Genomic DNA, 21869 nt, shown 5'->3' on the forward strand with positions numbered 1-21869 from the left:
ACTTCGAGGAGAGACGACCATGGCAAACCGTCTGAGCAACGACTTTCAGTTCATCGATGTGGGTCGCCAGGACCCGCAGAAGAAAGAGGCGCGTACCCGGGCCAAGGAATTCGCCGAGATTTACGAGCCCTACAAGCCCCAGGAGGCGGCCAGCCAGGCGCACCGCTGCCTGCACTGCGGCAACCCCTACTGCGAGTGGAAGTGCCCGGTCCACAACTATATTCCCAACTGGCTGAAGCTGGTCAGCGAGGGCAACATCCTGGAGGCGGCGGAGCTGTCGCACCAGACCAACTCGCTGCCCGAGGTGTGCGGTCGGGTGTGTCCCCAGGATCGCCTTTGCGAGGGCGACTGCACCCTCAACGACGGCTTCGGCGCGGTGACCATCGGCTCGGTGGAGAAGTACATCACCGACACCGCCTTCGCCATGGGCTGGCGCCCGGACATGTCCGGCGTCACCTGGACCGACAAGAAGGTGGCGGTGATCGGCGCCGGCCCGGCCGGGCTCGGCTGTGCCGATATCCTGGCGCGCAGCGGCGTCAAGCCGGTGGTCTACGACCGCTATCCGGAGATCGGCGGCCTGCTGACCTTCGGGATTCCCGAGTTCAAGCTCGAGAAGCACGTCATGGAGCGGCGCCGCGCGGTGTTCGAGGAGATGGGCATCGAGTTCCGCCTGAATACCGATATCGGCAGCGACGTGACCATCGAGGCGCTGCTCGAGGAGTACGATGCGGTGTTCATGGGCATGGGCACCTACAAGTACATGCAGGGCGGCTTCCCGGGTGAGGATCTGCCCGGCGTGCACAAGGCCCTCGACTACCTGATCGCCAACGTCAACCACTGCCTGGGCTTCGAGAAGGACCCTGCCGACTATGTGTCGCTGGAAGGTCAGCGGGTGGTGGTGCTGGGCGGCGGCGATACCGCCATGGACTGCAACCGCACCGCGATCCGTCAGGGCGCGGCCAGCGTGACCTGCGCCTACCGCCGTGACGAGGACAACATGCCCGGCTCCAAGCGTGAGGTGAAGAACGCCCGCGAGGAGGGCGTCGACTTCCTGTTCAATCGTCAGCCGGTGGCGGTGGTCGGCGAGGAGCGGGTCGAGGGCGTCAAGGTGGTACGCACGCGGCTCGGTGAGCCGGATGAGAACGGCCGCCAGCGCCCCGAGGTGGTGCCGGGCTCGGAGGAGATTCTGCCCGCCGATGCGGTGGTCATCGCCTTCGGTTTCCAGCCCACCGATATCGACTGGCTGGCGCCGAACAGCATTGCGGTAGACGAGCGCGGCCGCATCAAGACCAGCGAGGAGGCGGCGTTCGCCTTCCAGACCAGCAATGAGAAGATCTTTGCCGGTGGCGACATGGTGCGTGGCTCCGACCTGGTGGTGACGGCCGTCTACGAGGGCCGCCAGGCCGCCGAAGGCATCCTCGATTATCTGGGGGTGTAAGGCCTGGCCCCAGCGCCGCTGGGGTGGAAGTGGCATTCTGCGTCTTGTGCCTGACGCCACCAAGGTGAGCGGCGTCGGGGTGGTGCCAGTAGCTCGCGGCTTTTCCGGCGACAGGTCTTCGAGGGGGCGCTGTGAATCCGTCCCTGGACGCTACCGATGCCATCCCTGGCATCGAACCCCCTCTACGACCTGTCCCCGGCGCCGCTGACCTTCGGCGGCCTGCTACCACGGCGCCGCTAGGTTGGGCGTGGAATTCCGCGACCCAAGCCTCCTGGAGGCGCAGCGGCGTGACTTCCCGAGGGCGCTGGCCAGTAGCGCAGCGGCACGCGGCGATCGACATGGATGTCGATCGAGGGGCAAGCGGGAGGGACCCCGGTTTGCCCCGACGCGTAGCCGCCAGTGAATGGCCAGGGTTTCGCCCTTGGGGTCACGCGTCTCGCCTTCAGGAGGCGCCGGCAGCACCTGACTATTGATGCCACTCCGTTAGCCTCGCCAAAATTGAGCCGATTCGCCGAATCTGCTACTCTGTCGTCCCATCCTGGCGCGGTTTCCTGCGGCGCCTTCTGATCACGTTTCGACAGGTTTTCCATGACACGATATATCTTCGTGACCGGCGGCGTTGTGTCCTCTCTCGGCAAGGGCATCGCGTCGGCTTCGCTGGCGGCGATCCTCGAGGCGCGCGGCCTCAAGGTCACCATGCTCAAGCTGGATCCGTACATCAACGTCGATCCCGGCACCATGAGCCCCTTCCAGCACGGCGAGGTGTTCGTCACCGAAGATGGCGCCGAGACCGACCTCGACCTGGGTCACTATGAGCGCTTCATCCGCACCAAGATGACCCAGGGCAACAACTTCACCACCGGCCGCGTCTACGAGCACGTGCTGCGCAAGGAGCGCCGCGGCGACTACCTGGGCGGCACCGTGCAGGTGATCCCGCACATCACCGACGAGATCAAGCGCCGCGTCTACGAAGGCGGCGAGGGCTTCGACGTGGCGCTGGTGGAGATCGGCGGCACCGTGGGCGACATCGAGTCGCTGCCGTTCCTCGAATCGATCCGCCAGATCAGAAGCGAGCTCGGCGCCAACCGCGCGATCTTTATGCATCTTACGTTAGTGCCTTATATAAAAACGGCCGGAGAGACCAAGACCAAGCCGACCCAGCACAGCGTCAAGGAGCTGCGCTCCATCGGTATCCAGCCGGATATCCTGATCTGCCGCAGCGAAGTCGAGCTCGAGGCCAGCGAGCGGCGCAAGATCGCGCTGTTCACCAACGTCGAAGAGCGCGCCGTGGTGCCGCTGCAGGACGCCGACACCATCTACCGCATTCCGCTGATGCTCCATGAGCACGGCCTCGACGAAATCGTCTGCGACAAGCTGCGTCTGGAAGCCGCCGACGCCGACCTGCATGAGTGGGTGCGGGTGCTCGACGCCAAGCTCAATCCGCTCAAGTCGGTCAATATCGCCATGGTTGGCAAGTACATGGAGCTGCTCGACGCCTACAAGTCGCTCAACGAGGCGCTGATCCACGCCGGCATTCAGGGGCGGGTCAAGGTCAACGTCGACTATGTCGACTCCGAGGACATCGAGCGCCACGGCACCGACCGCCTGGCCGGCAAGGACGCCATCCTGGTGCCCGGCGGCTTTGGCGAGCGCGGCGTGGAGGGCAAGATCATCACTGCCCGCTACGCTCGCGAAAACCACATTCCGTACCTGGGCATCTGCCTCGGCATGCAGGTCGCGGTGATCGAGTTCGCGCGCCATGTGGCGGGCTGGCAGGATGCCAACTCCACCGAGTTCACCCATGATACCCAGCACCCGGTGGTGGGCCTGATCACCGAGTGGCTGAGCCCCGAAGGCAAGATCGAGCTGCGCGACGCGGCTTCCGATCTCGGCGGCACCATGCGCCTGGGTGGCCAGATATGCCACCTCAAGGCCGGCAGCAAGGCCCGCGAGGCCTACGGCAGCGACGAGATCGTCGAGCGCCATCGCCACCGCTTCGAGGTCAATAACCAGTTCATCGACGAGCTCGAGAAGGCTGGCCTGGTGGTCTCCGGAAAGAGCGTCGATCAGTCGCTGGTGGAGATGATCGAGCTGCCCGATCACCCCTGGTACGTGGCCTGCCAGTTCCACCCCGAGTTCACCTCGACGCCGCGCGACGGCCATCCGCTGTTCTCGGGCTTCGTCAACGCCGCGCTGGAGCACAAGAACGTCCGCGCCCGCCAGCATTCCCAGGCCCAGCCGCAGGGCTGAGCTCAAGGAGCGAGCATGTCGTCACCGCAACGCATCATCGAGTTCGCCGGCCTGCGGGCCGGCAACGCCCTGCCGCTGGGGCTGTTCGGCGGCATGAACGTCCTCGAGTCCCGCGACATGGCGCTCGAGGTGGCGGCGGCCTACGTCGAGGCAACCACCAAACTGGGCATGCCCTACGTGTTCAAGGCCAGCTTCGACAAGGCCAACCGCAGCTCGATCCACTCCTACCGCGGGCCCGGTCTCGACAGAGGCCTGGCGATCCTCGCCGAGGTCAAGTCGCGCTACGGGGTGCCGGTGATCACCGACGTGCATGAGCCGTGGCAGGCCCAGCCGGCCGCCGAGGTCGCCGATATCATCCAGCTGCCGGCCTTCCTGGCGCGTCAGACCGACCTGGTGGTGGCCATGGCCGAGACCGGCGCGGTGATCAATATAAAGAAGCCGCAGTTCCTGGCGCCTCACGAGATGCGCCATATCATCCGCAAGTGCGAGGAGGCCGGCAACGACCGGCTGATTCTCTGCGAGCGCGGCTCGAGCTTCGGCTACAACAACCTGGTGGTCGATATGCTCGGCTTCGGCGAGATGAAGCAGACCGGCTACCCGCTATTCTTCGATGTGACCCATTCGCTGCAGCGCCCGGGGGGGCGCGCCGACAGCGCCGATGGTCGCCGCGCCCAGGTCGCCGAGCTGGCCCGGGCGGGAGTGGCCGTGGGGCTGGCTGGGCTGTTCCTGGAAGCGCATCCGGACCCGGACAACGCCAAGTGCGACGGGCCCTGTGCGCTGCCGCTGGACCAGCTCGAGCCCTTCCTTGCCCAGCTCAAGGCACTCGATGAGCTGGTCAAGGGCTTTGCGCCCCTGACGATTTCTTGAGCGGAGCCGTGACCCTCTCTCAAGCTAGATCAACGCTGACTCATTAAAGGATGACACCATGAGCAAGATTGCCGACGTTCGCGCCCTCGAGGTGCTCGACTCGCGTGGCAACCCCACCGTTCAGGCCGAAGTGGTGCTGGAAAGCGGCGCCAAGGGCGTCGCCTGTGCGCCCAGCGGCGCCTCCACCGGCTCCCGCGAAGCGCTGGAGCTGCGCGATGGCGACAAGGCTCGCTACCTGGGCAAGGGCGTACTCAAGGCCGTCGAGGCGGTCAACGGGCCGATTCGCGAGCGCCTGCTGGGCATGACGGCTGCCGACCAGCGCGCCCTCGACGAGGCGATGCTGGAACTCGACGGCACCGATAACAAGGCCAACCTGGGCGCCAACGCCATCCTCGCCGTGTCGCTGGCGGCGGCCAAGGCGGCGGCGGCCACCAAGGGCGTCGAGCTCTATGAGCACATCGCCGCGCTGTACGGTCAGCCGGGCCAGTTCAGCATGCCGGTGCCGATGATGAACATCCTCAACGGCGGCGAACATGCCGACAACAACGTCGACATCCAGGAGTTCATGGTCCAGCCGGTGGCGGCACCCAACTTCCGCGAGGCGCTGCGCGTCGGCGCCGAGATCTTCCACGCCCTGAAGAAGGTGCTGTCGGCCAAGGGGCTCTCCACCGCGGTGGGCGACGAGGGCGGCTTCGCCCCCAACCTGGCCTCCAACGCCGAAGCGCTGGCGGTGATCAAGCAGGCCGTCGAGGACGCCGGCTATCAGCTGGGCCGCGACGTCACCCTGGCGCTGGACTGTGCCGCCTCGGAGTTCCATCAGGGCGGCCAGTACACCCTGGCCGGCGAGGGCAAGTCGTTCGACGCCGCGGGCTTCGTCGACTACCTGGCCGAGCTGTGCGACCAGTACCCCATCGTCTCCATCGAGGATGGCCTCGACGAGTCCGACTGGGCCGGCTGGAAGACCCTGACCGACAAGCTCGGCGACAAGGTACAGCTGGTCGGTGACGACCTGTTCGTCACCAACACCAAGATTCTCAAGCGCGGCATCGACGAGCAGATCGGCAACTCGATCCTGATCAAGTTCAACCAGATCGGCTCGCTCTCCGAGACCCTGGACGCCATCAAGATGGCCCAGGACGCCGGCTTCACCGCGGTGATTTCGCATCGCTCCGGCGAGACCGAGGACACCACCATCGCCGACCTGGCGGTGGCCACCTCGGCCGGCCAGATCAAGACCGGCTCGCTGTGCCGCTCCGACCGCGTCGCCAAGTACAACCGCCTGCTGGTGATCGAGCAGCAGCTGGGAGACCAGGTGGCCTACCCGGGGCTGGCGGCGATCAAGGGCCAAGCCTGACAGGCGGCGTGCCCAAGCGGTAAGCTCAGGCGGGGCCGTTGATCGGTCCCGCCTTTTTCATGGCCGCTTGCAGGCCGGTCGGAGCGCAGACGTTGTAGCGAATCTCTTCATCTCGTGTAAGACATCTCGTACATTTCGCCTGAGAACTTCGCTCGGAATTGCCGCTCGGGCGCGCATTTCTTCCCGCCCTATATTCTTAAGTTTTTGATATTTTTGATATTTTTCATTCTGTGTCGGCGCAGAAGGCCCAGCGGGCGATGTGGAGGCCGGCTTGTGATGCCGGCGAGAACTGCCACAATGTCCTCGGGATTTGGAGAAGCGGGGAGTGCTTTTCCGGCAGGATGCAACGGGATGCTAGTCGTGGTGCGCCGGGTATGGCAGGAAGCCGTCTCTCGGCACGGACGTCACCATCAGGATGTGGGCATAAGGATGTGCTCAAGGGATTCGGCTTGGAGCGGGCGACCTACGGGTCGCCTTTTCCATGCACGCACGATGAAAAACGCCGCCGGTCACTGACCGGCGGCGTTTTTTTGTCTGGCGATTAATGGGCTTAGGTTTGTACGAAAAGTCGGCGAGCGCAGGCAGTTTTCGAACAAAACCTAGCGCTCTAGCTGGGCCAGCTTGTCGGGCTTACCATCCCACTCTTCGGCGTCGGGCAGCGGGTCCTTCTTCTCGGCGATGTTCGGCCACACCTCGGCGAGTTCGGCGTTGAGCTCGATGAACTCCTCCTGGCCCTCGGGTAGCTCATCCTCGGCATAGATCGCCTCGGCGGGGCACTCAGGCTCGCACAGCGCGCAGTCGATGCACTCGTCGGGATGGATGACGAGGAAATTGGGCCCCTCGTAGAAGCAGTCCACCGGGCAGACCTCGACACAGTCGGTGTACTTGCACTTGATGCAGTTCTCGGTGACGACGAATGTCATGCCAGTCTCCCTTCCTCTGGCCGGTCGCTCGGCCACGATGATGGTTTGATAAAAAGTTATAAGAGCCGATGTTTTTATGCTGGTGCGGCGGGGAATCTGACCATTCTAGTCGTGCCCCCATAGCGTCGCAAGCGATGTGCTTGCCGTTTCGGCGCGAGAGTATCTGCCTAAGGCGAGGGCTCCGCTAGGGGCTGATCCGCAGGCAGGCCTACGAGGGGGCGCTGTAAACCCATCCCTGGGGCCATCCATGGCGCACCCCCCCCCTCTTCGACCTGCCTCCGGCGCCCCTCAGCAATGCCTAGCAGTCCTTACAGCGCAGCAATGGCCTACAGCGCCTCCCGCCAGCGATACAGCAGCTCCAGCGCCTGGCGTGGGCTCAGCTCGTCGAGAGCCAGGCCGCCGAGCTCGTCGATCAGTGGATGCGGCGCGCTGGCGAACAGATCATTCTGCTGGGGTACCGGTTCGCCGCCGGCGGCAAGCGAGGGGCGGCTGCCCTGGTCGACTTCATGCTGCTCGAGCTGGGCGAGCTTCTCCCTCGCCCGGGCGATCACCCCCTGGGGCACACCGGCCAACTGTGCGACCTGCAGGCCGTAGCTCTGGCTCGCCGGACCCTCCTCGACGCGGTGCATGAAGACGATGCCCTCGCGGTGCTCGGCGGCGGTGAGGTGGACGTTGGCCACGCCGGGTGCCTGCTCGGCGAGCGCGGTCATCTCGAAGTAGTGGGTGGCGAACAGCGTGAAGGCCCGCGAGCGGGTCAGCTGCTCGGCGCTGGCCCAGGCCAGCGACAGGCCGTCGAAGGTGCTGGTGCCGCGGCCGATCTCGTCCATCAATACCAGGCTGTGGTCGCTGGCGTTGTGCAGGATGTTGGCGGTTTCGGTCATCTCGACCATGAAGGTCGAGCGCCCGCCGGCCAGGTCGTCGGAGGAGCCGATGCGGGTGAAGATACGATCCACCGGGCCGATCTCGGCGTCGTCGGCGGGCACGAAGCAGCCGGTGTGGGCGAGCAGTACGATCAGCGCCGCCTGGCGCATGTAGGTCGATTTGCCGCCCATATTGGGGCCGGTGATCACCAGCATGCGACGGTCGTCGTCCATGATCAGGTCGTTGGGCACGAAGGGGTGGTCGCTGACCTGCTCGACGACCGGGTGGCGGCCGCCACGAATGTCGATCCCCGGCGCCTCGGCCAGCCGTGGCCGCACGAAGCCCAGTGCTTCGGCGCGCTCGGCGAAGGTGGCCAGCACGTCGAGGCTGGCGAGGGCCTGGGCGCTGGCCTGGAGCGGCCCCAGCTCGGCATTGAGGTCATCGAGCAGGCTCTCGTACAGGAGCTTCTCGCGGGCCAGGGAGCGGGACTTGGCGGACAGCGCCTTGTCCTCGAACTCCTTGAGTTCGGGAATGATGAAGCGCTCGGCGTTCTTCAGGGTCTGGCGGCGAATGTAGTCGGCCGGGGCGTCGCGGGCCTGGCCGCGGGGGATCTCGATGTAGTAGCCGTGGACGCGGTTGTAGCCGACCTTGAGGTTGGCCAGACCGGTGCGCTCGCGCTCGCGGCGCTCGAGCTCGATCAGGTAGTCGCCGGCGTGCTCGGCCAGGCCGCGGTATTCGTCGAGCTCGTCGTCGAAGCCGTCGGCGATCACGCCGCCGTCGCGAATCACCACCGGTGGATTGTCGACGAGTGCCCGGCTCAGGGTGTAGGCGAGCTCCGGATAGGGGCGGATATGCCGCCTGAGGTCGTCCAGGGCGCTGCCCTCGGCGTAGCCGCGCAGCGCGTCCTGCAGCTCGGGCAGGGCATTGAGGGCGTCGCGCAGCCGCGCCAGGTCGCGGGGACGGGCGCTGCGCAGTGCCACCCGCGCCAGGATGCGCTCGACGTCGCCGATCGCCTTGAGGTCGTCGCGCAGTGCCAGGTAGCCCTCCTGGTCGAGCAGCAGGGTCACCGCGGTCTGGCGCGCGCCGATCAGCGCACGGTCGCGCAGCGGGCGGTTGAGCCAGCGCTTGAGTAGGCGAGCGCCCATCGCCGTGGCGGTGGTGTCGAGCACGCTGGCCAGGGTGTTGTCGCCGCTGCCGCCGAGGTTGGTATCGATCTCCAGATTGCGGCGGCTGGCGGCATCGATGACCACCGCGTCGTCGCGGTTCTCGACGCCGATGGCGGTGACGTGGGGCAGCCGCGAGCGCTGGGTGTCGCGGGCGTAGTCGACCAGCACGCCGGCGGCGATGATCGCCGCCTCCAGGTGGGCGCAGCCGAAGCCGCGCAGGTCCTGGACCTGGAACTGGTCGCACAGCAGGCGCAGCGCGCTGTCGCGGTCGAACAGCCAGTCGCTCTGGCGCTTGAGGCTGGCCCGCCCGTCGAGCGACGGCGGCAGTTCGAGGCCGTCGGCGGCGAGCAGCTCGGCCGGTGCCAGGCGCTGCACTTCGGCCAGCATCTCGGCGTCGTCGTCGACCTCGAGCACGCTGAAGCGCCCGCTGGAGAGCTCCAGCCAGGCCAGTCCCCAGCGCCCGCCCTGGCTGTGCAGGGCCAGCAGCAGGTTGTCGCGGTGGGCGTCGAGCAGCGCCTCGTCGTGCAGGGTGCCGGGGGTGACGATGCGCACCACCCGGCGCTCCACCGGCCCCTTGGCCAGTGCCGGGTCGCCGATCTGCTCGCAGATCGCCACCGACTCGCCGGCCTGGACCAGGCGCGCCAGGTAGCCCTCGGCGCTGTGGTAGGGCACGCCGGCCATGGGAATCGGCTTGCCCGCCGACTGGCCGCGCTGTGTCAGGGTGATGTCGAGCAGCTTGGCGGCGCGCTTGGCGTCGTCGAAGAACAGCTCATAGAAGTCGCCCATGCGATAGAACAGCAGCACGTCGGGATGCTCGCGCTTGATCTTCAGGAACTGCTGCATCATCGGCGTGTGCGAGGGGCTGGCCTGGCTCATGGGGTTCCTTGACTCCTTGGATGGGACCTAGCGTCGACGACTCTGCATTCGCGACCAAAAGGCAGTATTCTACGCGCAAGCCAGCGCCACGTCAGGAGACCCGGCATGCCAGCATCCCCCCAGCGCCTCAGCAATCTCGATCTCGCCACCCTCGCCGAGCGGCTCGGTCGGCTGTGCCGCCAGCACGGGCGGCAGGTGACCTGCGCCGAGTCGTGCACCGGCGGCGGCGTGGCCAACGCCATCACCGCGGTGGCGGGCAGCTCCGAGTACTTCGAGACCGGCTACGTGACCTACTCCAACGCCGCCAAGTCGCGCCTGCTCGGCGTCGACCCAGCGCTGCTCGAGGCGCACGGTGCGGTGAGCCGCGAGGTGGTCGAGGCGATGGTCGCCGGCGCCTGTGGCGACAGCGGCGCCGCGCTGGGCGTGGCGATCAGCGGCGTGGCGGGGCCCGGTGGCGGCTCGGAGGCCAAGCCGGTGGGCTTGGTGTGGCTGGCGTGGGGCGACGCCGACACCCAGCAAGCCGAGCACTACCACTTCCCCGGCGACCGCCGCGCGGTGCGCGAGCAGGCCGTGCGTGCCGCACTGGTGGGACTGATCCAGCGCCTCGAGGCCTGAGGCACAGAAATTTACCGACTGAGAGTAGGCGCGCGAGGAATTTTTCGCCATACTACTGTGCAGTCATACAGTATTCGATCCCGAGCTCGTGATCGACGCTATATCCGCAATCGCTTAGGAGATCTCCCATGGCCCAGGACGACAACCGTTCCAAGGCATTGAATGCCGCCCTCTCCCAGATCGATCGCCAGTTTGGCAAGGGCACCGTGATGCGGCTGGGCGATACGCCCCGGGTGATCATGCCGTCGGTGTCGACCGGTTCCCTGGGCCTGGATATCGCCCTGGGCATCGGCGGTCTGCCGCTGGGGCGCGTGGTTGAAATCTTCGGTCCCGAGTCCTCGGGCAAGACCACCCTGACCCTGTCGGTGATCGCCCAGGCCCAGAAGCAGGGCAAGACCTGCGCCTTCATCGATGCCGAACACGCCCTCGACCCGAGCTACGCCGAGAAGCTCGGCGTCAACCTCGACGACCTGCTGGTCTCGCAGCCCGACACCGGCGAGCAGGCCCTCGAGATCTGCGACATGCTGGTACGCTCCGGCGGCGTCGACGTGATCATCATCGACTCGGTGGCGGCACTTACCCCGCGTGCCGAGATCGAGGGCGAGATGGGCGACTCCCACGTCGGCCTGCAGGCGCGCCTGATGTCCCAGGCGCTGCGCAAGATCACCGGCAACATCAAGAACGCCAACTGCATGGTGGTGTTCATCAACCAGATCCGCATGAAGATCGGGGTGATGTTCGGCAGCCCCGAAACCACCACCGGCGGCAACGCCCTGAAGTTCTACTCCAGCGTGCGCCTCGATATTCGCCGCACCGGTTCGGTCAAGCAGGGCGACGAAGTCACCGGCAACGAGACCCGCGTCAAGGTGGTCAAGAACAAGGTGGCGCCACCGTTCCGCCAGGCCGAGTTCCAGATTCTCTACGGCAAGGGCATCTACCACGCCGGCGAGGTCATCGACCTGGGCGTGCAGTGCAAGCTGGTCGACAAGGCCGGTGCCTGGTACAGCTACCAGGGCAACAAGATCGGCCAGGGCAAGGCCAACGCCGCCCAGTTCCTGGAAGACAACCCGGCGATCATGGACGAGATCGAGTCCGGTATCCGCGGGCAGCTGCTGGCCACCGTCGAGCCCAGGGAGAAAGACAAGCCCAAGCCTGAGGAGGCCCTGGCCGACAGCGCCGACGAGTCCAGCGAGGACGGCCTGCTCTAAGCCATGCAGCAGCGCACGCCCGACGCTGACGCCCCGTCGCCGCGCGATGACGCCATTCGGCTGCTGGCGCGGCGCGAGTACTCCCGCGCCGAGCTGCACAGCCGGCTAGCGGCGAAGGGGCACGAGGCCGCGGCCATCGAGGCGTGCCTCGATGGCCTGGCCGAGCAGAACCTGCAGTGCGATGCGCGCTTCGCCGAGACCTTCGTGCGTTCGCGCATTGCCCGCGGCCAGGGCCCGCTCAAGATTCGCGCCGAGCTTGGCCAGCGCGGCATCGACCGCGACGGCATCCAGCAGGCCCTGAGCGAGAGCGAGGATCGAGGCGAGGCCGACTGGTTCGCGCTGGCCGCCGAGGCGCTGGCCAAGCGCTTTACCGGCCCCGGTGAGTCGCCCCGCGAGCGCGCCCGTCGCGAGCGTTTCCTGGCCTCGCGGGGCTTCGACTTCGAGCAGGTGCGCCACGCCATGCAGTACGCCTGGTCGGCCTGAGCTGCACCAACTACCCCCCGAACTATCCTCCTCAGGGTCCCCCGCTGTCGTTGCTTGACGACTGCGTTATACTAGTGCCCCTTTGAGCGACCCAGATCGTGCCCTGTGCGCCGGCTCGCCCGCCAGGTCAACACGCTTATCGTCACGGACACCCTATGAAAAGTGCAGATATCAGACAGGCCTTTTTGACCTTCTTCGAAGAGCAGGGCCACACCATCGTGCCGACGAGCTCGCTGGTGCCCGGCAACGACCCGACCCTGCTGTTCACCAACGCCGGCATGGTGCCGTTCAAGGACGTCTTCCTGGGCCGCGACCCGCGCCCCTATGTGCGCGCCACCTCGGCCCAGCGCTGCGTACGAGCCGGCGGCAAGCACAACGACCTGGACAACGTCGGCTATACCGCGCGCCACCACACCTTCTTCGAGATGCTGGGCAACTTCAGTTTTGGCGACTACTTCAAGCGTGACGCCATTCGCTTCGCCTGGATCTTCCTCACCGAGCGCCTGGGCCTGCCCGCCGACAAGCTGTGGGTCACCGTGCACGTCAGCGACGACGAGGCTGAGAAGATCTGGAAGGAGGAGATCGGCATCGATCCGGCGCGCTTCTCCAAGCTCGACGAGGACAACTTCTGGCAGATGGGCGACACCGGCCCCTGTGGACCGAGTTCGGAGATCTTCTTCGACCACGGCCCCGAGGTGTGGGGCGGCCCGCCGGGCAGCCCAGAAGAGGACGGCGACCGCTACATCGAGATCTGGAACCTGGTGTTCATGCAGTTCGATCGCGATGCCAGCGGGACTCTCAACCCGCTGCCCAAGCCCTCCATCGACACCGGCATGGGCCTCGAGCGGGTTGCGGCGGTGCTCCAGGGCGTGCACTCCAACTACGAGATCGACCTGTTCCAGAACCTGCTGGATGCCGCCGCCAAGGCCACCGGACACGGCGATACCACCACGCCATCGCTGCGCGTGATCGCCGACCATATCCGCTCCTGCGCCTTCCTGATCGCCGACGGCGTGCTGCCCTCCAACGAGGGGCGTGGCTACGTACTGCGCCGGATCATCCGCCGCGCCATCCGCCACGGCCACAAGCTGGGCGCCAGCGAGCCGTTCTTCCACAAGCTGGTGGCGGCGCTCGACGCCGAGATGGGCGAGGCCTATCCCGAGCTGCGCGAGGCCAGCGAGCAGATCGCCCGGGTGCTGCTCAAGGAGGAGGAGCAGTTCGCGCGCACCCTGGACCACGGCATGGGCCTGCTCGAGGCGGCGCTGGCCGACCTCGAGGGTGATGAGCTGCCCGGCGCCACGGTGTTCAAGCTCTACGACACCTACGGCTTCCCCTTCGACCTGACCGCTGATGTGTGCCGTGAGCGCGGCGTGAGCCTCGACGCAGCCGGTTTCGAGCGCGAACTCGAGGCCCAGCGCCAGCGTGCCCGCGCGGCCAGCCAGTTCGGCGCCGATTACGCGGCGGCCATCGAGCTCGACGGCGAGACCGCCTTCACCGGCTATGAGCGCCTCGAGGATGACGCCCGTGTCACCGCGCTGGTCGACGCCGAGGGCAACCCGCTGGCCGCGCTGGAGGCGGGCAGCAAGGGAGTGGTGGTGCTGGATCGTACGCCGTTCTACGGCGAGTCCGGCGGCCAGGTCGGCGACACCGGCTACCTGCACGCCAACGGCGGGCGCTTTCAGGTGACCGACACCCAGAAGCAGGGCGGGCATCATCTGCACCACGGCGTGCTGGTCGACGGCGAGCTGCGCGTGGGCGCCGAGGTGCGGCCCCAGGTCGACGCCGACCTGCGCGGCGCCACGGTGCGCAACCACTCCGCCACCCACCTGCTGCACAAGGCGCTGCGCATGGTGCTCGGCGATCACGTGCAGCAGAAGGGCTCGCTGGTCAGTGCCGAGCGCCTGCGCTTCGATTTCAGCCACTTCGAAGCGATGACCCCGGCGCAGCTGGCCGAGGTCGAGGCCATCGTCAACGCCCAGATACTCGCCAACGCCGATACCCGCATCGAGCAGATGAGCCTCGACCAGGCCAAGGCCAAGGGTGCGGCGGCGCTGTTCGAGGCCAAGTACGCCGACAACGTCCGCGTCTTGACCATCGGCGCCGACGACTTTTCCATCGAGCTGTGCGGCGGCACCCACGTGGCGCGCAGCGGCGATATCGGCTGCTTCCATATCGTCAGCGAGACCGGCATCGCCTCAGGCGTGCGGCGCATCGAGGCGCTCACCGGCGAGCATGCGCTGGCCTACTTCCAGGTCCAGGAGGCGCGGGTCGCGCGCCTCGGCGAGACCCTCAAGAGCAAGCCGGAGCAGGTCGAGGAGCGGGTCGCCTCGCTGGTCGAGCGCAACCGCAGCCTGGAGAAGGAGCTCGAGCGTCTCAAGGCCAAGCTGGCCAGCGCCGCCGGCAGCGACATGCTCGCCGAGGCCGTGGAGATCGGCGGCGTCAAGCTGCTGGTCAAGCAGCTCGAGGGCGTCTCCGGCAAGGAGCTGCGCGGCGTGCTCGACCAGCTCAAGAACAAGCTCGGCTCGGGGGTCGTGGTGCTCGGCGTGGCCGATGAGAGCGCCGCCAAGGTCAGCCTGATCGCCGGGGTCACCGACGACCTCACGGCGCGGGTCAAGGCCGGCGAGCTGGTCAACCACGTGGCCGGCCAGGTCGGCGGCAAGGGCGGTGGCCGGCCGGACATGGCCCAGGCCGGTGGCAGCGACGCCGCGGCCCTGCCTGGGGCACTCGGCAGCGTGCCGGACTGGCTTGCCGCCAAGCTCGGCTGACAACACACTTTCCACTGACAACCAGGACAATCGCATATGGCGTTATACGTACAGAAATTCGGTGGCACCTCGGTGGGCTCGGTGGAGCGCATCAAGGCGGTGGCGGAGAAGGTCAAGCGCTTCCGCGACGAGGGTCACCAGATCGTGGTGGTGGTGTCGGCGATGAGCGGCGAAACCAACCGTCTGATCGGCCTGGCCAGCGAAATCAACGACGAACCCACGCCGCGCGAAATGGACATGCTGGTGTCCACCGGTGAGCAGGTGACCATTTCGCTGCTGGCCATGGCGCTGCACAAGCTGGGCGTGCCGGCGACCTCCTACACTGGTGCCCAGGTCGGCATTCGCACCGACAGCGCCCATACCAAGGCGCGTATCCAGGGCATCGACACCGATGACATGCGTGAGGATATCGACGCGGGTCAGGTGGTGGTGGTGGCTGGTTTCCAGGGCGCCGACGACGAGGGCAATATCACTACCCTCGGGCGGGGTGGCTCCGACACCACCGGGGTAGCCCTGGCCGCGGCGCTCAAGGCCGACGAGTGCCAGATCTATACCGACGTAGACGGCGTCTATACCACCGACCCGCGGGTCTGCTCCAAGGCCAAGCGGCTCGAGACCATCACCGTCGAGGAGATGCTCGAGCTGGCCAGCCTCGGCTCCAAGGTGCTGCAGATTCGCGCCGTGGAGTTCGCCGGCAAGTACAACGTCCCGCTGCGCGTGCTGTCCAGTTTCGAGGATGGCCCCGGCACCCTGATCGTCGCTGACACAGATGAAGAAGAGGACTCCATGGAAGAACCGCTGATCTCCGGTATCGCCTTCACCGCCAACGAAGCCAAGCTGACCCTGCTCAACACCCCAGACGTGCCGGGCGTGGCGTCGCGGATTCTCGGCCCGATCGCCGATGCCAATATCGAAGTCGACATGATCGTGCAGAACGTGGCGCCGGTGGGTGACTACACCGACTTCACCTTCACCGTAGCCAAGGGCGACTTCAAGCAGACCACGCGTATCATCGAGGAGACCGTGATCCCGGATCTCGGTGGCGGCGAGCTGCGCGGCGACGACAACATCGCCAAGGTCTCGCTGGTCGGGGTAGGCATGCGCTCCCACGCCGGCGTGGCGTCTAAGATGTTCCGCGTACTGGCCGATGAGAACATTAATATCCGCATGGTCTCGACCTCGGAGATCAAGATCTCGGTGGTGATCGACGAGAAGCACATGGAACTCGCGGTCAAGGCGCTGCACAAGGCGTTTGGTCTCGACAAGAGCGATATCGAGAGCGAATAAGGAACCCGCTCAAGCGTGATGCGTTCTACGCTTAGGGAGAAAGGAAGCCGATGCACTCCGCGGTGCTTTCATTCAACGCCAATTTCGCGTGTCATGGCGGCGTATGAATTTTGTACCGAGTTTGGCCTAGCGTGACGAATGGCGCATAATCTGTCAGCGCTTGGCGACAGGCGTAGTGCATCCCGTAGCCGTAAGTCTGAGAAGGAGATCAGTCATGCTCATCCTAACCCGCCGTGTCGGCGAGACCCTGATGATCGGTGATGACATCACCGTGACGGTACTCGGGGTCAAGGGTAACCAGGTTCGCATCGGGGTTAATGCGCCCAAGGATGTGGCCGTGCACCGTGAAGAGATTTATCAGCGCATCCAGCGTGAAAAATCCGACGGCAGCGACGGTGAGTCTCAGGCCTGACGCACGACCTGACGGTCGGGGTTGTCAGGCGCACGCTCGGGCCGGCAGAGTCTCGCACTTTGCCGGCTTTCGCGCGTTTGTGCTGCGCTCATCAGGTGTGTAAGAGCGTTTGCAAGGTGTCCTGGCGGAGCGGCTTGGCGAGGCCGCCAGAGCAAGAAAATTTCGGCGGGCATTGGACAATGGCCTTCGGAAACGGTAACATACGCGCCGTGTTGATGAGGAGAGGTGGCCGAGTGGCTGAAGGCGCTCCCCTGCTAAGGGAGTATGGGGTTTATAGCCTCATCGAGGGTTCGAATCCCTCCCTCTCCGCCATTTACGCCGTGTAAGCACAGCGTTATGCCATCGACACACGTATGCACAGCATGCACTGGAAGTTGCGCCCGTAGCTCAGCTGGATAGAGTACCTGACTACGAATCAGGGGGTCGGAGGTTCGAATCCTCCCGGGCGCGCCAGCTTCCCCACGATACGCCGTATCAATGCGATACCCCATGACGTTCGTGGCAGTACGTCATCTGTCGATATGACAGCTACGCGCCCGTAGCTCAGCTGGATAGAGTACCTGACTACGAATCAGGGGGTCGGAGGTTCGAATCCTCCCGGGCGCGCCACTTTTCGACCCGTCCTCGTTCAATGAGGGCGGGTTTTGTGTTTTTGCACGATCGTGTCAGGCGTCCTCGCAGCTTGCGAGCGACGCCTTCTTTTTGCCCGGCGGATGGCCGGGTGTCTCGCTCAGCAAGCCTGCCAGCAGCGCATCGAGATCGGTGATGCGCTTGAGCGTCGCAAAGCGGCGTGCCGCTTCGGCGTCGCGGCCGCGCATCTGATTGAGCCACTGCTTGAGCAGCGACACCACGACCCGCGCGGGAAGTGTGCTACGCTGCAATGCGGCATAGTCGCTCAGCATGGCGGCACGGCTCGCCCAGTGGGTCTCGGGCAGGCGCATGCCGGTTGCCTGCCAGTGGCGAATGCGTGCCGCCAGCCACGGGTCGGCCAGGGCGCCGCGACCGAGCATCACGTCGTCGCAGCCGGACAGCGTGCGCGCCTGCCAGTAGTCTTCGAGGCACCAGATGTCGCCGTTGGCCACCACCGGAATGGCCAGGTGGCGGCGAATGCGGCCGATCCACTCCCAGTGGGCCGGCGGCCGGTAGCCCTCGTTGCGGGTGCGGGCGTGGACCACCAGCTGCGCCGCGCCGCCCTGTTCGGTGGCGCGAGCGCAGTCGAGTGCCAGGCGGCGGTCGGCAAAGCCCAGGCGAACCTTGGCGGTGACCGGCACCCGGCCTGCCGAGGCGCGATGCACGGCGGCGACCGCCCGCTCGACCCGCTGTGGGTCGCGTAGCAGCGAGGCGCCGCCGTCGTGACGATTGACCAGCTTGGCCGGGCAGCCGAAGTTGAGATCCAGGCTGGTAACGCCAAGGCGGATCGCCTGCTCGGCGTTGGCGGCCAGCGCCTCGGGGTCCGAGCCGAGCAGCTGCAGGTGCACCGCGACGCCGCTGGGCGTGGCCATCGGCTCGCCCTGGGCATGCCGGGCCAGCTCCGGGCAGTGCTTGAGGAACACCCGTGGCGGCAGGCGCGTATCGACCACGCGCACGAACTCGGTGACCGTCCAGTCGAAGCCGGGGCGGGCGGTGAGCAACGCACGGGTGTGCGCATCGATCACGCCCTCCATGGGCGCTAGGCCGATGCGGCCCTTATGTAGTAAATTAACAACGTGCGGCTCAACCATGGTGTCATTGCAATATCGTGGAATTCAGGCAGGTTATTGTACCAGCCAAGATGCGCCGCCACGGACCTCAATGTGCCGCGCAAGAGCAAGGGGATTTTGACATGCTGGACACCCAACTGATGCAAGAGGGCCTCGCCCTGATGGCCTTCGGCATGGGCTTCGTGTTCGTCTTCCTGACCGTGCTGGTACTGTCGACCACCATCATGTCACTGCTGGTCAGGCGCCTGGCGCCGGCGCCCGCCGCCGAGGCACCGCCGCGGCCCGCGGCTCCGTCAGGCGCCGGCGACAGCGAAGAACTGATGGTGGTGATGAGCGCCGCCCTGCACCGTTACCGTCAGCGTCATCGCCGCTGAGCGATGGCGTCGGCCAGCCAAGATACGATTTCAGCTACAAGGATAAGGTCACATGAGTGAGAGCCAACGCCCGCTGGGCATCACCGATGTGGTGCTGCGCGACGCTCACCAGTCGCTGTTCGCCACCCGCATGCGCCTCGATGACATGCTACCGATCGCTGCCAAGCTCGACGAGGTCGGCTTCTGGTCAGTGGAGTCCTGGGGTGGTGCCACCTTCGACGCCTGCATCCGCTATCTTGGCGAAGACCCCTGGGCCCGCATCCGCGCCCTCAAGGAGGCGATGCCCAACACCCGCCAGCAGATGCTGCTGCGCGCCCAGAACCTGCTCGGCTACCGCCACTACGCCGATGACGTGGTCGACAAGTTCGTCGAGCGTGCTCGCACCAACGGCGTCGATGTGTTCCGCGTCTTCGATGCCATGAACGACCCGCGCAACCTGGAGCGGGCGATCAAGGCGGTACGCGACGTCGAGGGCCACGCCCAGGGCACCATCTCCTATACCGTCAGCCCGGTGCACACCATCGAGGGCTGGGTCGAGCTCTCCCAGCAGATCGAAGCGATGGGCGCCGACTCCCTGGCGATCAAGGACATGGCCGGGCTGCTCACCCCCTATACCGCCTTCGACCTGGTCTCGCGCTTGAAGAAGGCGCTCAAGATTCCGGTGCACATGCAGTGCCATGCCACCACCGGCATGTCCACGGCGACCGCGCTCAAGGCCGTCGAAGCGGGCATCGACAACGTCGACACCGCGATCTCGTCGATGTCGATGACCTACGGCCACAGCCCCACCGAGTCGGTGGTGGCGATCCTCGCCGGCACCGAGCGCGACACCGGCCTCGACCTCGAGCTGCTCGAGGAGATCGCCGCCTACTTCCGCGAGGTGCGCAAGAAGTACGCCGCCTTCGAGGGCTCGCTCAAGGGCATCGACTCGCGGATCCTGGTGGCCCAGGTGCCCGGCGGCATGCTCACCAACATGGAAGGCCAGCTCAAGGAGCAGGGCGCCGGCGACAAGCTCGACGACGTGCTTTCCGAGATCCCCAAGGTACGCGAGGACCTCGGCTTCATCCCGCTGGTCACGCCCACCTCGCAGATCGTCGGCACCCAGGCGGTGATGAACGTGATGATGGGCGAGCGCTACAAGTCGATCTCCAAGGAGGTCCAGGCGCTGCTCAAGGGCGAGTACGGCGCCGCCCCTGCGCCCTACAACACCGAGCTGCAGGAGCGCGTGCTGAAGGGCGAGGCGCCGATCACCTGCCGGCCGGCCGACCTGCTCGAGCCGGAGATGGATCGCCTGCGCGACGAGCTCAAGGCCAAGGCCAAGGACGAAGGCATCCGCCTCGAACAGGGCGAGCGTGAGATCGACGACGTCCTGACCTATGCGCTGTTCCCGCAGATCGGCCTCAAGTTCCTCAAGAACCGCGACAACCCGGATGCCTTCGAGCCGGTACCCCAGGCGCCGGACGCCGCGGCGGCCAATCTTCCGGCGACGACCCAGAAAGGCGGGGCGGTGGCAAAGCCAGCCGACACTCAGGCCGCTGCCGGCCCCGAGACCTACACCATCACCGTCAACGGCAAGCAGTACGTGGTCGAGGTCGCCGAGGGTGGCGAGATCGGCCAGGTGCAGGAGGGCGGAGCCGCGCCTCAGCCCGCCGCGACCCCCGCCGCCAGTGCCCCGGCCGCCAGCGGCGAGTCGATCACCGCCCCGCTGGCCGGCAATATCTTCAAGGTCAACGTCAAGGCCGGGGACAGCGTTGCCGAAGGTGACGTGGTGATCATCCTCGAAGCCATGAAGATGGAGACCGAAGTGCGTGCGGCCAGTGCCGGCACGGTGTCCGAGGTCAAGGTCAAAGAAGGCGACAGCGTATCGGTAGGCGATACGTTGATCGTGCTCTAAGGGCGACGCATGGATAACCTGTTGACGCTTTGGTACGGCTCGGGGCTGTACAACCTGCAATTCGGCCAGCTGGCGATGATCCTGATCGGCCTGGGCCTGCTCTATCTTGCCATCCACAAGAAGTTCGAGCCGCTGCTGCTGGTACCGATCGGCTTTGGCGGCATTCTCGCCAATATCCCCGAGGCGGGGCTGGCACTGTCGGCGCTGGATCAGGCCATCGAGGTGGCCAGTCCGGCTGTGCTGCAGCAGATGGCCGCGGCCATGCAACTGACCCTCGACCCGCTGGTCGGCCCCGAGGCGTGGCGCGAGGTTCTCTACGCCGAGGCCCGCGATGACATCGGGCCGGAGCAGCTGCGCGCCGCCGAGGACGTGGCCCGCGGGGTCGGCTACAGCAACGGCATGCTCTACACCTTCTACCAGGTGGCGATCGCCTCCGGCATCGCGCCGCTGGTGATCTTCATGGGCGTCGGGGCAATGACCGACTTCGGTCCGCTGCTGGCCAACCCGCGCACCCTGTTCCTGGGCGCCGCGGCGCAGTTCGGCATCTTCGCCACGGTGCTCGGCGCGGTGGGGCTCTCGGCGCTAGGGGTGATGGACTTCTCGCTCAACCAGGCCGCCGCCATCGGCATCATCGGCGGTGCCGACGGGCCGACTTCGATCTATGTATCGAGCATCCTGGCGCCTGAGCTGCTGGGGGCGATCGCCGTGGCCGCCTACGCCTACATGGCGCTGGTGCCGCTGATCCAGCCGCCGATCATGCGTGCGCTGACCACCAAGCGTGAGCGCCAGATCACCATGACTCAGCTGCGTCCGGTGTCGAAGCTCGAGAAGATCGTCTTCCCGCTGGTGCTGCTGATGCTGGTGGCGCTGTTCCTGCCCGACGCCGCGCCGCTGCTGGGGATGTTCTGCTTCGGCAACCTGATGCGCGAGTGCGGCGTGGTCGAGCGGCTCTCGGATACCGCCCAGAACGCGCTGATCAATATCGTCACCATCTTCCTCGGCCTGGCGGTGGGCTCACAGCTCGTCGCCAACCAGTTCCTGGCACTCGAGACGCTGGGGATCATGGGGCTGGGCATCGTCGCCTTCGCCATCGGCACCGGGGCCGGCATCATGATGGCCAAGCTGATGAACGCCATGAGCAAGATGCCGATCAACCCGCTGATCGGCGCCGCCGGCGTCTCGGCGGTGCCCATGGCGGCGCGGGTGGCCAACAAGGTGGGGCTGGAGTCCAACCCCCACAACTTCCTGCTGATGCACGCCATGGGGCCCAACGTGGCCGGGGTGATCGGCTCGGCAGTGGCCGCCGGGGTGATGATCAAGTACCTGGGCTAGTACGTTTGCAACCGACAAGAAGGGGGCCTGATGGCCCCCTTCTTGCGTTACGCACCAGGGTAAG

Annotated in this window: 16 protein-coding genes and 3 tRNA genes; 16 read left to right on the top strand and 3 right to left on the bottom strand. The window is 66.2% G+C overall.

The features are described 5' to 3' along the window. The first annotated feature begins 19 nt into the window (after positions 1-19). From BWR19_02490 to BWR19_02505, 4 genes are all read left to right on the top strand, one after another. Entirely contained in the window at positions 20-1438 is a 1419-nt protein-coding gene (locus tag BWR19_02490; protein APX91905.1) for a glutamate synthase small subunit, read from the top strand. A 588-nt stretch (positions 1439-2026) separates the two neighbouring features. Continuing rightward, a complete protein-coding gene (gene pyrG, locus BWR19_02495) occupies positions 2027-3688 on the top strand; it encodes a CTP synthetase (GenBank protein APX91906.1) in 1662 nt (553 codons plus the stop codon). 15 nt (positions 3689-3703) lie between these two features. Then, positions 3704-4555: a 3-deoxy-8-phosphooctulonate synthase gene (locus BWR19_02500; GenBank protein APX91907.1), complete on the top strand. Its 852-nt coding sequence runs from the start codon at positions 3704-3706 to the stop codon at positions 4553-4555. Positions 4556-4613: 58 nt separating this feature from the next. Continuing rightward, positions 4614-5909 (top strand): phosphopyruvate hydratase, encoded by a 1296-nt coding sequence (locus tag BWR19_02505; protein ID APX91908.1) that lies wholly within the window; start codon positions 4614-4616, stop codon positions 5907-5909. Positions 5910-6508: 599 nt separating this feature from the next. Here the strand turns inward: BWR19_02505 and BWR19_02510 are convergent. Both BWR19_02510 and BWR19_02515 read right to left on the bottom strand, forming a co-directional pair. Continuing rightward, positions 6509-6832: a ferredoxin gene (locus BWR19_02510; protein APX91909.1), complete on the bottom strand. Its 324-nt coding sequence runs from the start codon at positions 6830-6832 to the stop codon at positions 6509-6511. A 326-nt stretch (positions 6833-7158) separates the two neighbouring features. Next, on the bottom strand, positions 7159-9735 hold the full coding sequence (locus tag BWR19_02515) for a DNA mismatch repair protein MutS (GenBank protein APX91910.1): 2577 nt from the start codon (positions 9733-9735) through the stop codon (positions 7159-7161). A gap of 105 nt (positions 9736-9840) precedes the next feature. Here BWR19_02515 and BWR19_02520 point away from each other — a divergent pair, with 105 nt between their 5' ends. The 9 genes from BWR19_02520 to BWR19_02560 all read left to right on the top strand — a co-directional run bounded on the left by BWR19_02520 (position 9841) and on the right by BWR19_02560 (position 17114). Beyond that, on the top strand, positions 9841-10350 hold the full coding sequence (locus tag BWR19_02520; protein APX91911.1) for a damage-inducible protein CinA: 510 nt from the start codon (positions 9841-9843) through the stop codon (positions 10348-10350). A 128-nt stretch (positions 10351-10478) separates the two neighbouring features. After that, entirely contained in the window at positions 10479-11558 is a 1080-nt protein-coding gene (locus BWR19_02525; GenBank protein APX91912.1) for a recombinase RecA, read from the top strand. 3 nt (positions 11559-11561) lie between these two features. Beyond that, entirely contained in the window at positions 11562-12041 is a 480-nt protein-coding gene (locus tag BWR19_02530) for a recombinase RecX (GenBank protein ID APX91913.1), read from the top strand. A 155-nt stretch (positions 12042-12196) separates the two neighbouring features. Further along, on the top strand, positions 12197-14806 hold the full coding sequence (locus tag BWR19_02535) for an alanine--tRNA ligase (GenBank protein ID APX91914.1): 2610 nt from the start codon (positions 12197-12199) through the stop codon (positions 14804-14806). 36 nt (positions 14807-14842) lie between these two features. Beyond that, entirely contained in the window at positions 14843-16093 is a 1251-nt protein-coding gene (locus tag BWR19_02540; GenBank protein APX91915.1) for an aspartate kinase, read from the top strand. Positions 16094-16307: 214 nt separating this feature from the next. After that, positions 16308-16505 (top strand): carbon storage regulator, encoded by a 198-nt coding sequence (locus BWR19_02545; GenBank protein ID APX91916.1) that lies wholly within the window; start codon positions 16308-16310, stop codon positions 16503-16505. A 219-nt stretch (positions 16506-16724) separates the two neighbouring features. Continuing rightward, positions 16725-16817: transfer RNA gene (locus BWR19_02550), tRNA-Ser, on the top strand. A 64-nt stretch (positions 16818-16881) separates the two neighbouring features. Continuing rightward, positions 16882-16958: transfer RNA gene (locus BWR19_02555), tRNA-Arg, on the top strand. A 79-nt stretch (positions 16959-17037) separates the two neighbouring features. Beyond that, a tRNA-Arg gene (locus BWR19_02560) sits at positions 17038-17114 on the top strand. Between the two features lie 56 nt (positions 17115-17170). Here BWR19_02560 and BWR19_02565 read toward each other — a convergent pair. Next, positions 17171-18169, bottom strand: coding sequence for a dihydrouridine synthase (locus BWR19_02565; GenBank protein APX91917.1), 999 nt, complete (start codon positions 18167-18169; stop codon positions 17171-17173). 158 nt (positions 18170-18327) lie between these two features. Between BWR19_02565 and BWR19_02570 the strand changes: the two genes are divergently transcribed. From BWR19_02570 to BWR19_02580, 3 genes are read left to right on the top strand one after another with little or no spacing between them, the layout of a single operon-like run. Further along, a complete protein-coding gene (locus tag BWR19_02570; GenBank protein APX91918.1) occupies positions 18328-18579 on the top strand; it encodes a sodium pump decarboxylase subunit gamma in 252 nt (83 codons plus the stop codon). 52 nt (positions 18580-18631) lie between these two features. After that, complete coding sequence (locus tag BWR19_02575) at positions 18632-20473, top strand: oxaloacetate decarboxylase subunit alpha (GenBank protein APX91919.1); 1842 nt, start codon at positions 18632-18634, stop codon at positions 20471-20473. Between the two features lie 9 nt (positions 20474-20482). Next, positions 20483-21805: an oxaloacetate decarboxylase subunit beta gene (locus BWR19_02580; protein APX91920.1), complete on the top strand. Its 1323-nt coding sequence runs from the start codon at positions 20483-20485 to the stop codon at positions 21803-21805. The last annotated feature ends 64 nt before the right edge of the window (positions 21806-21869 follow it).

It is taken from the genome of Halomonas sp. 1513 (assembly GCA_001971685.1).
GTDB lineage: Bacteria > Pseudomonadota > Gammaproteobacteria > Pseudomonadales > Halomonadaceae > Franzmannia.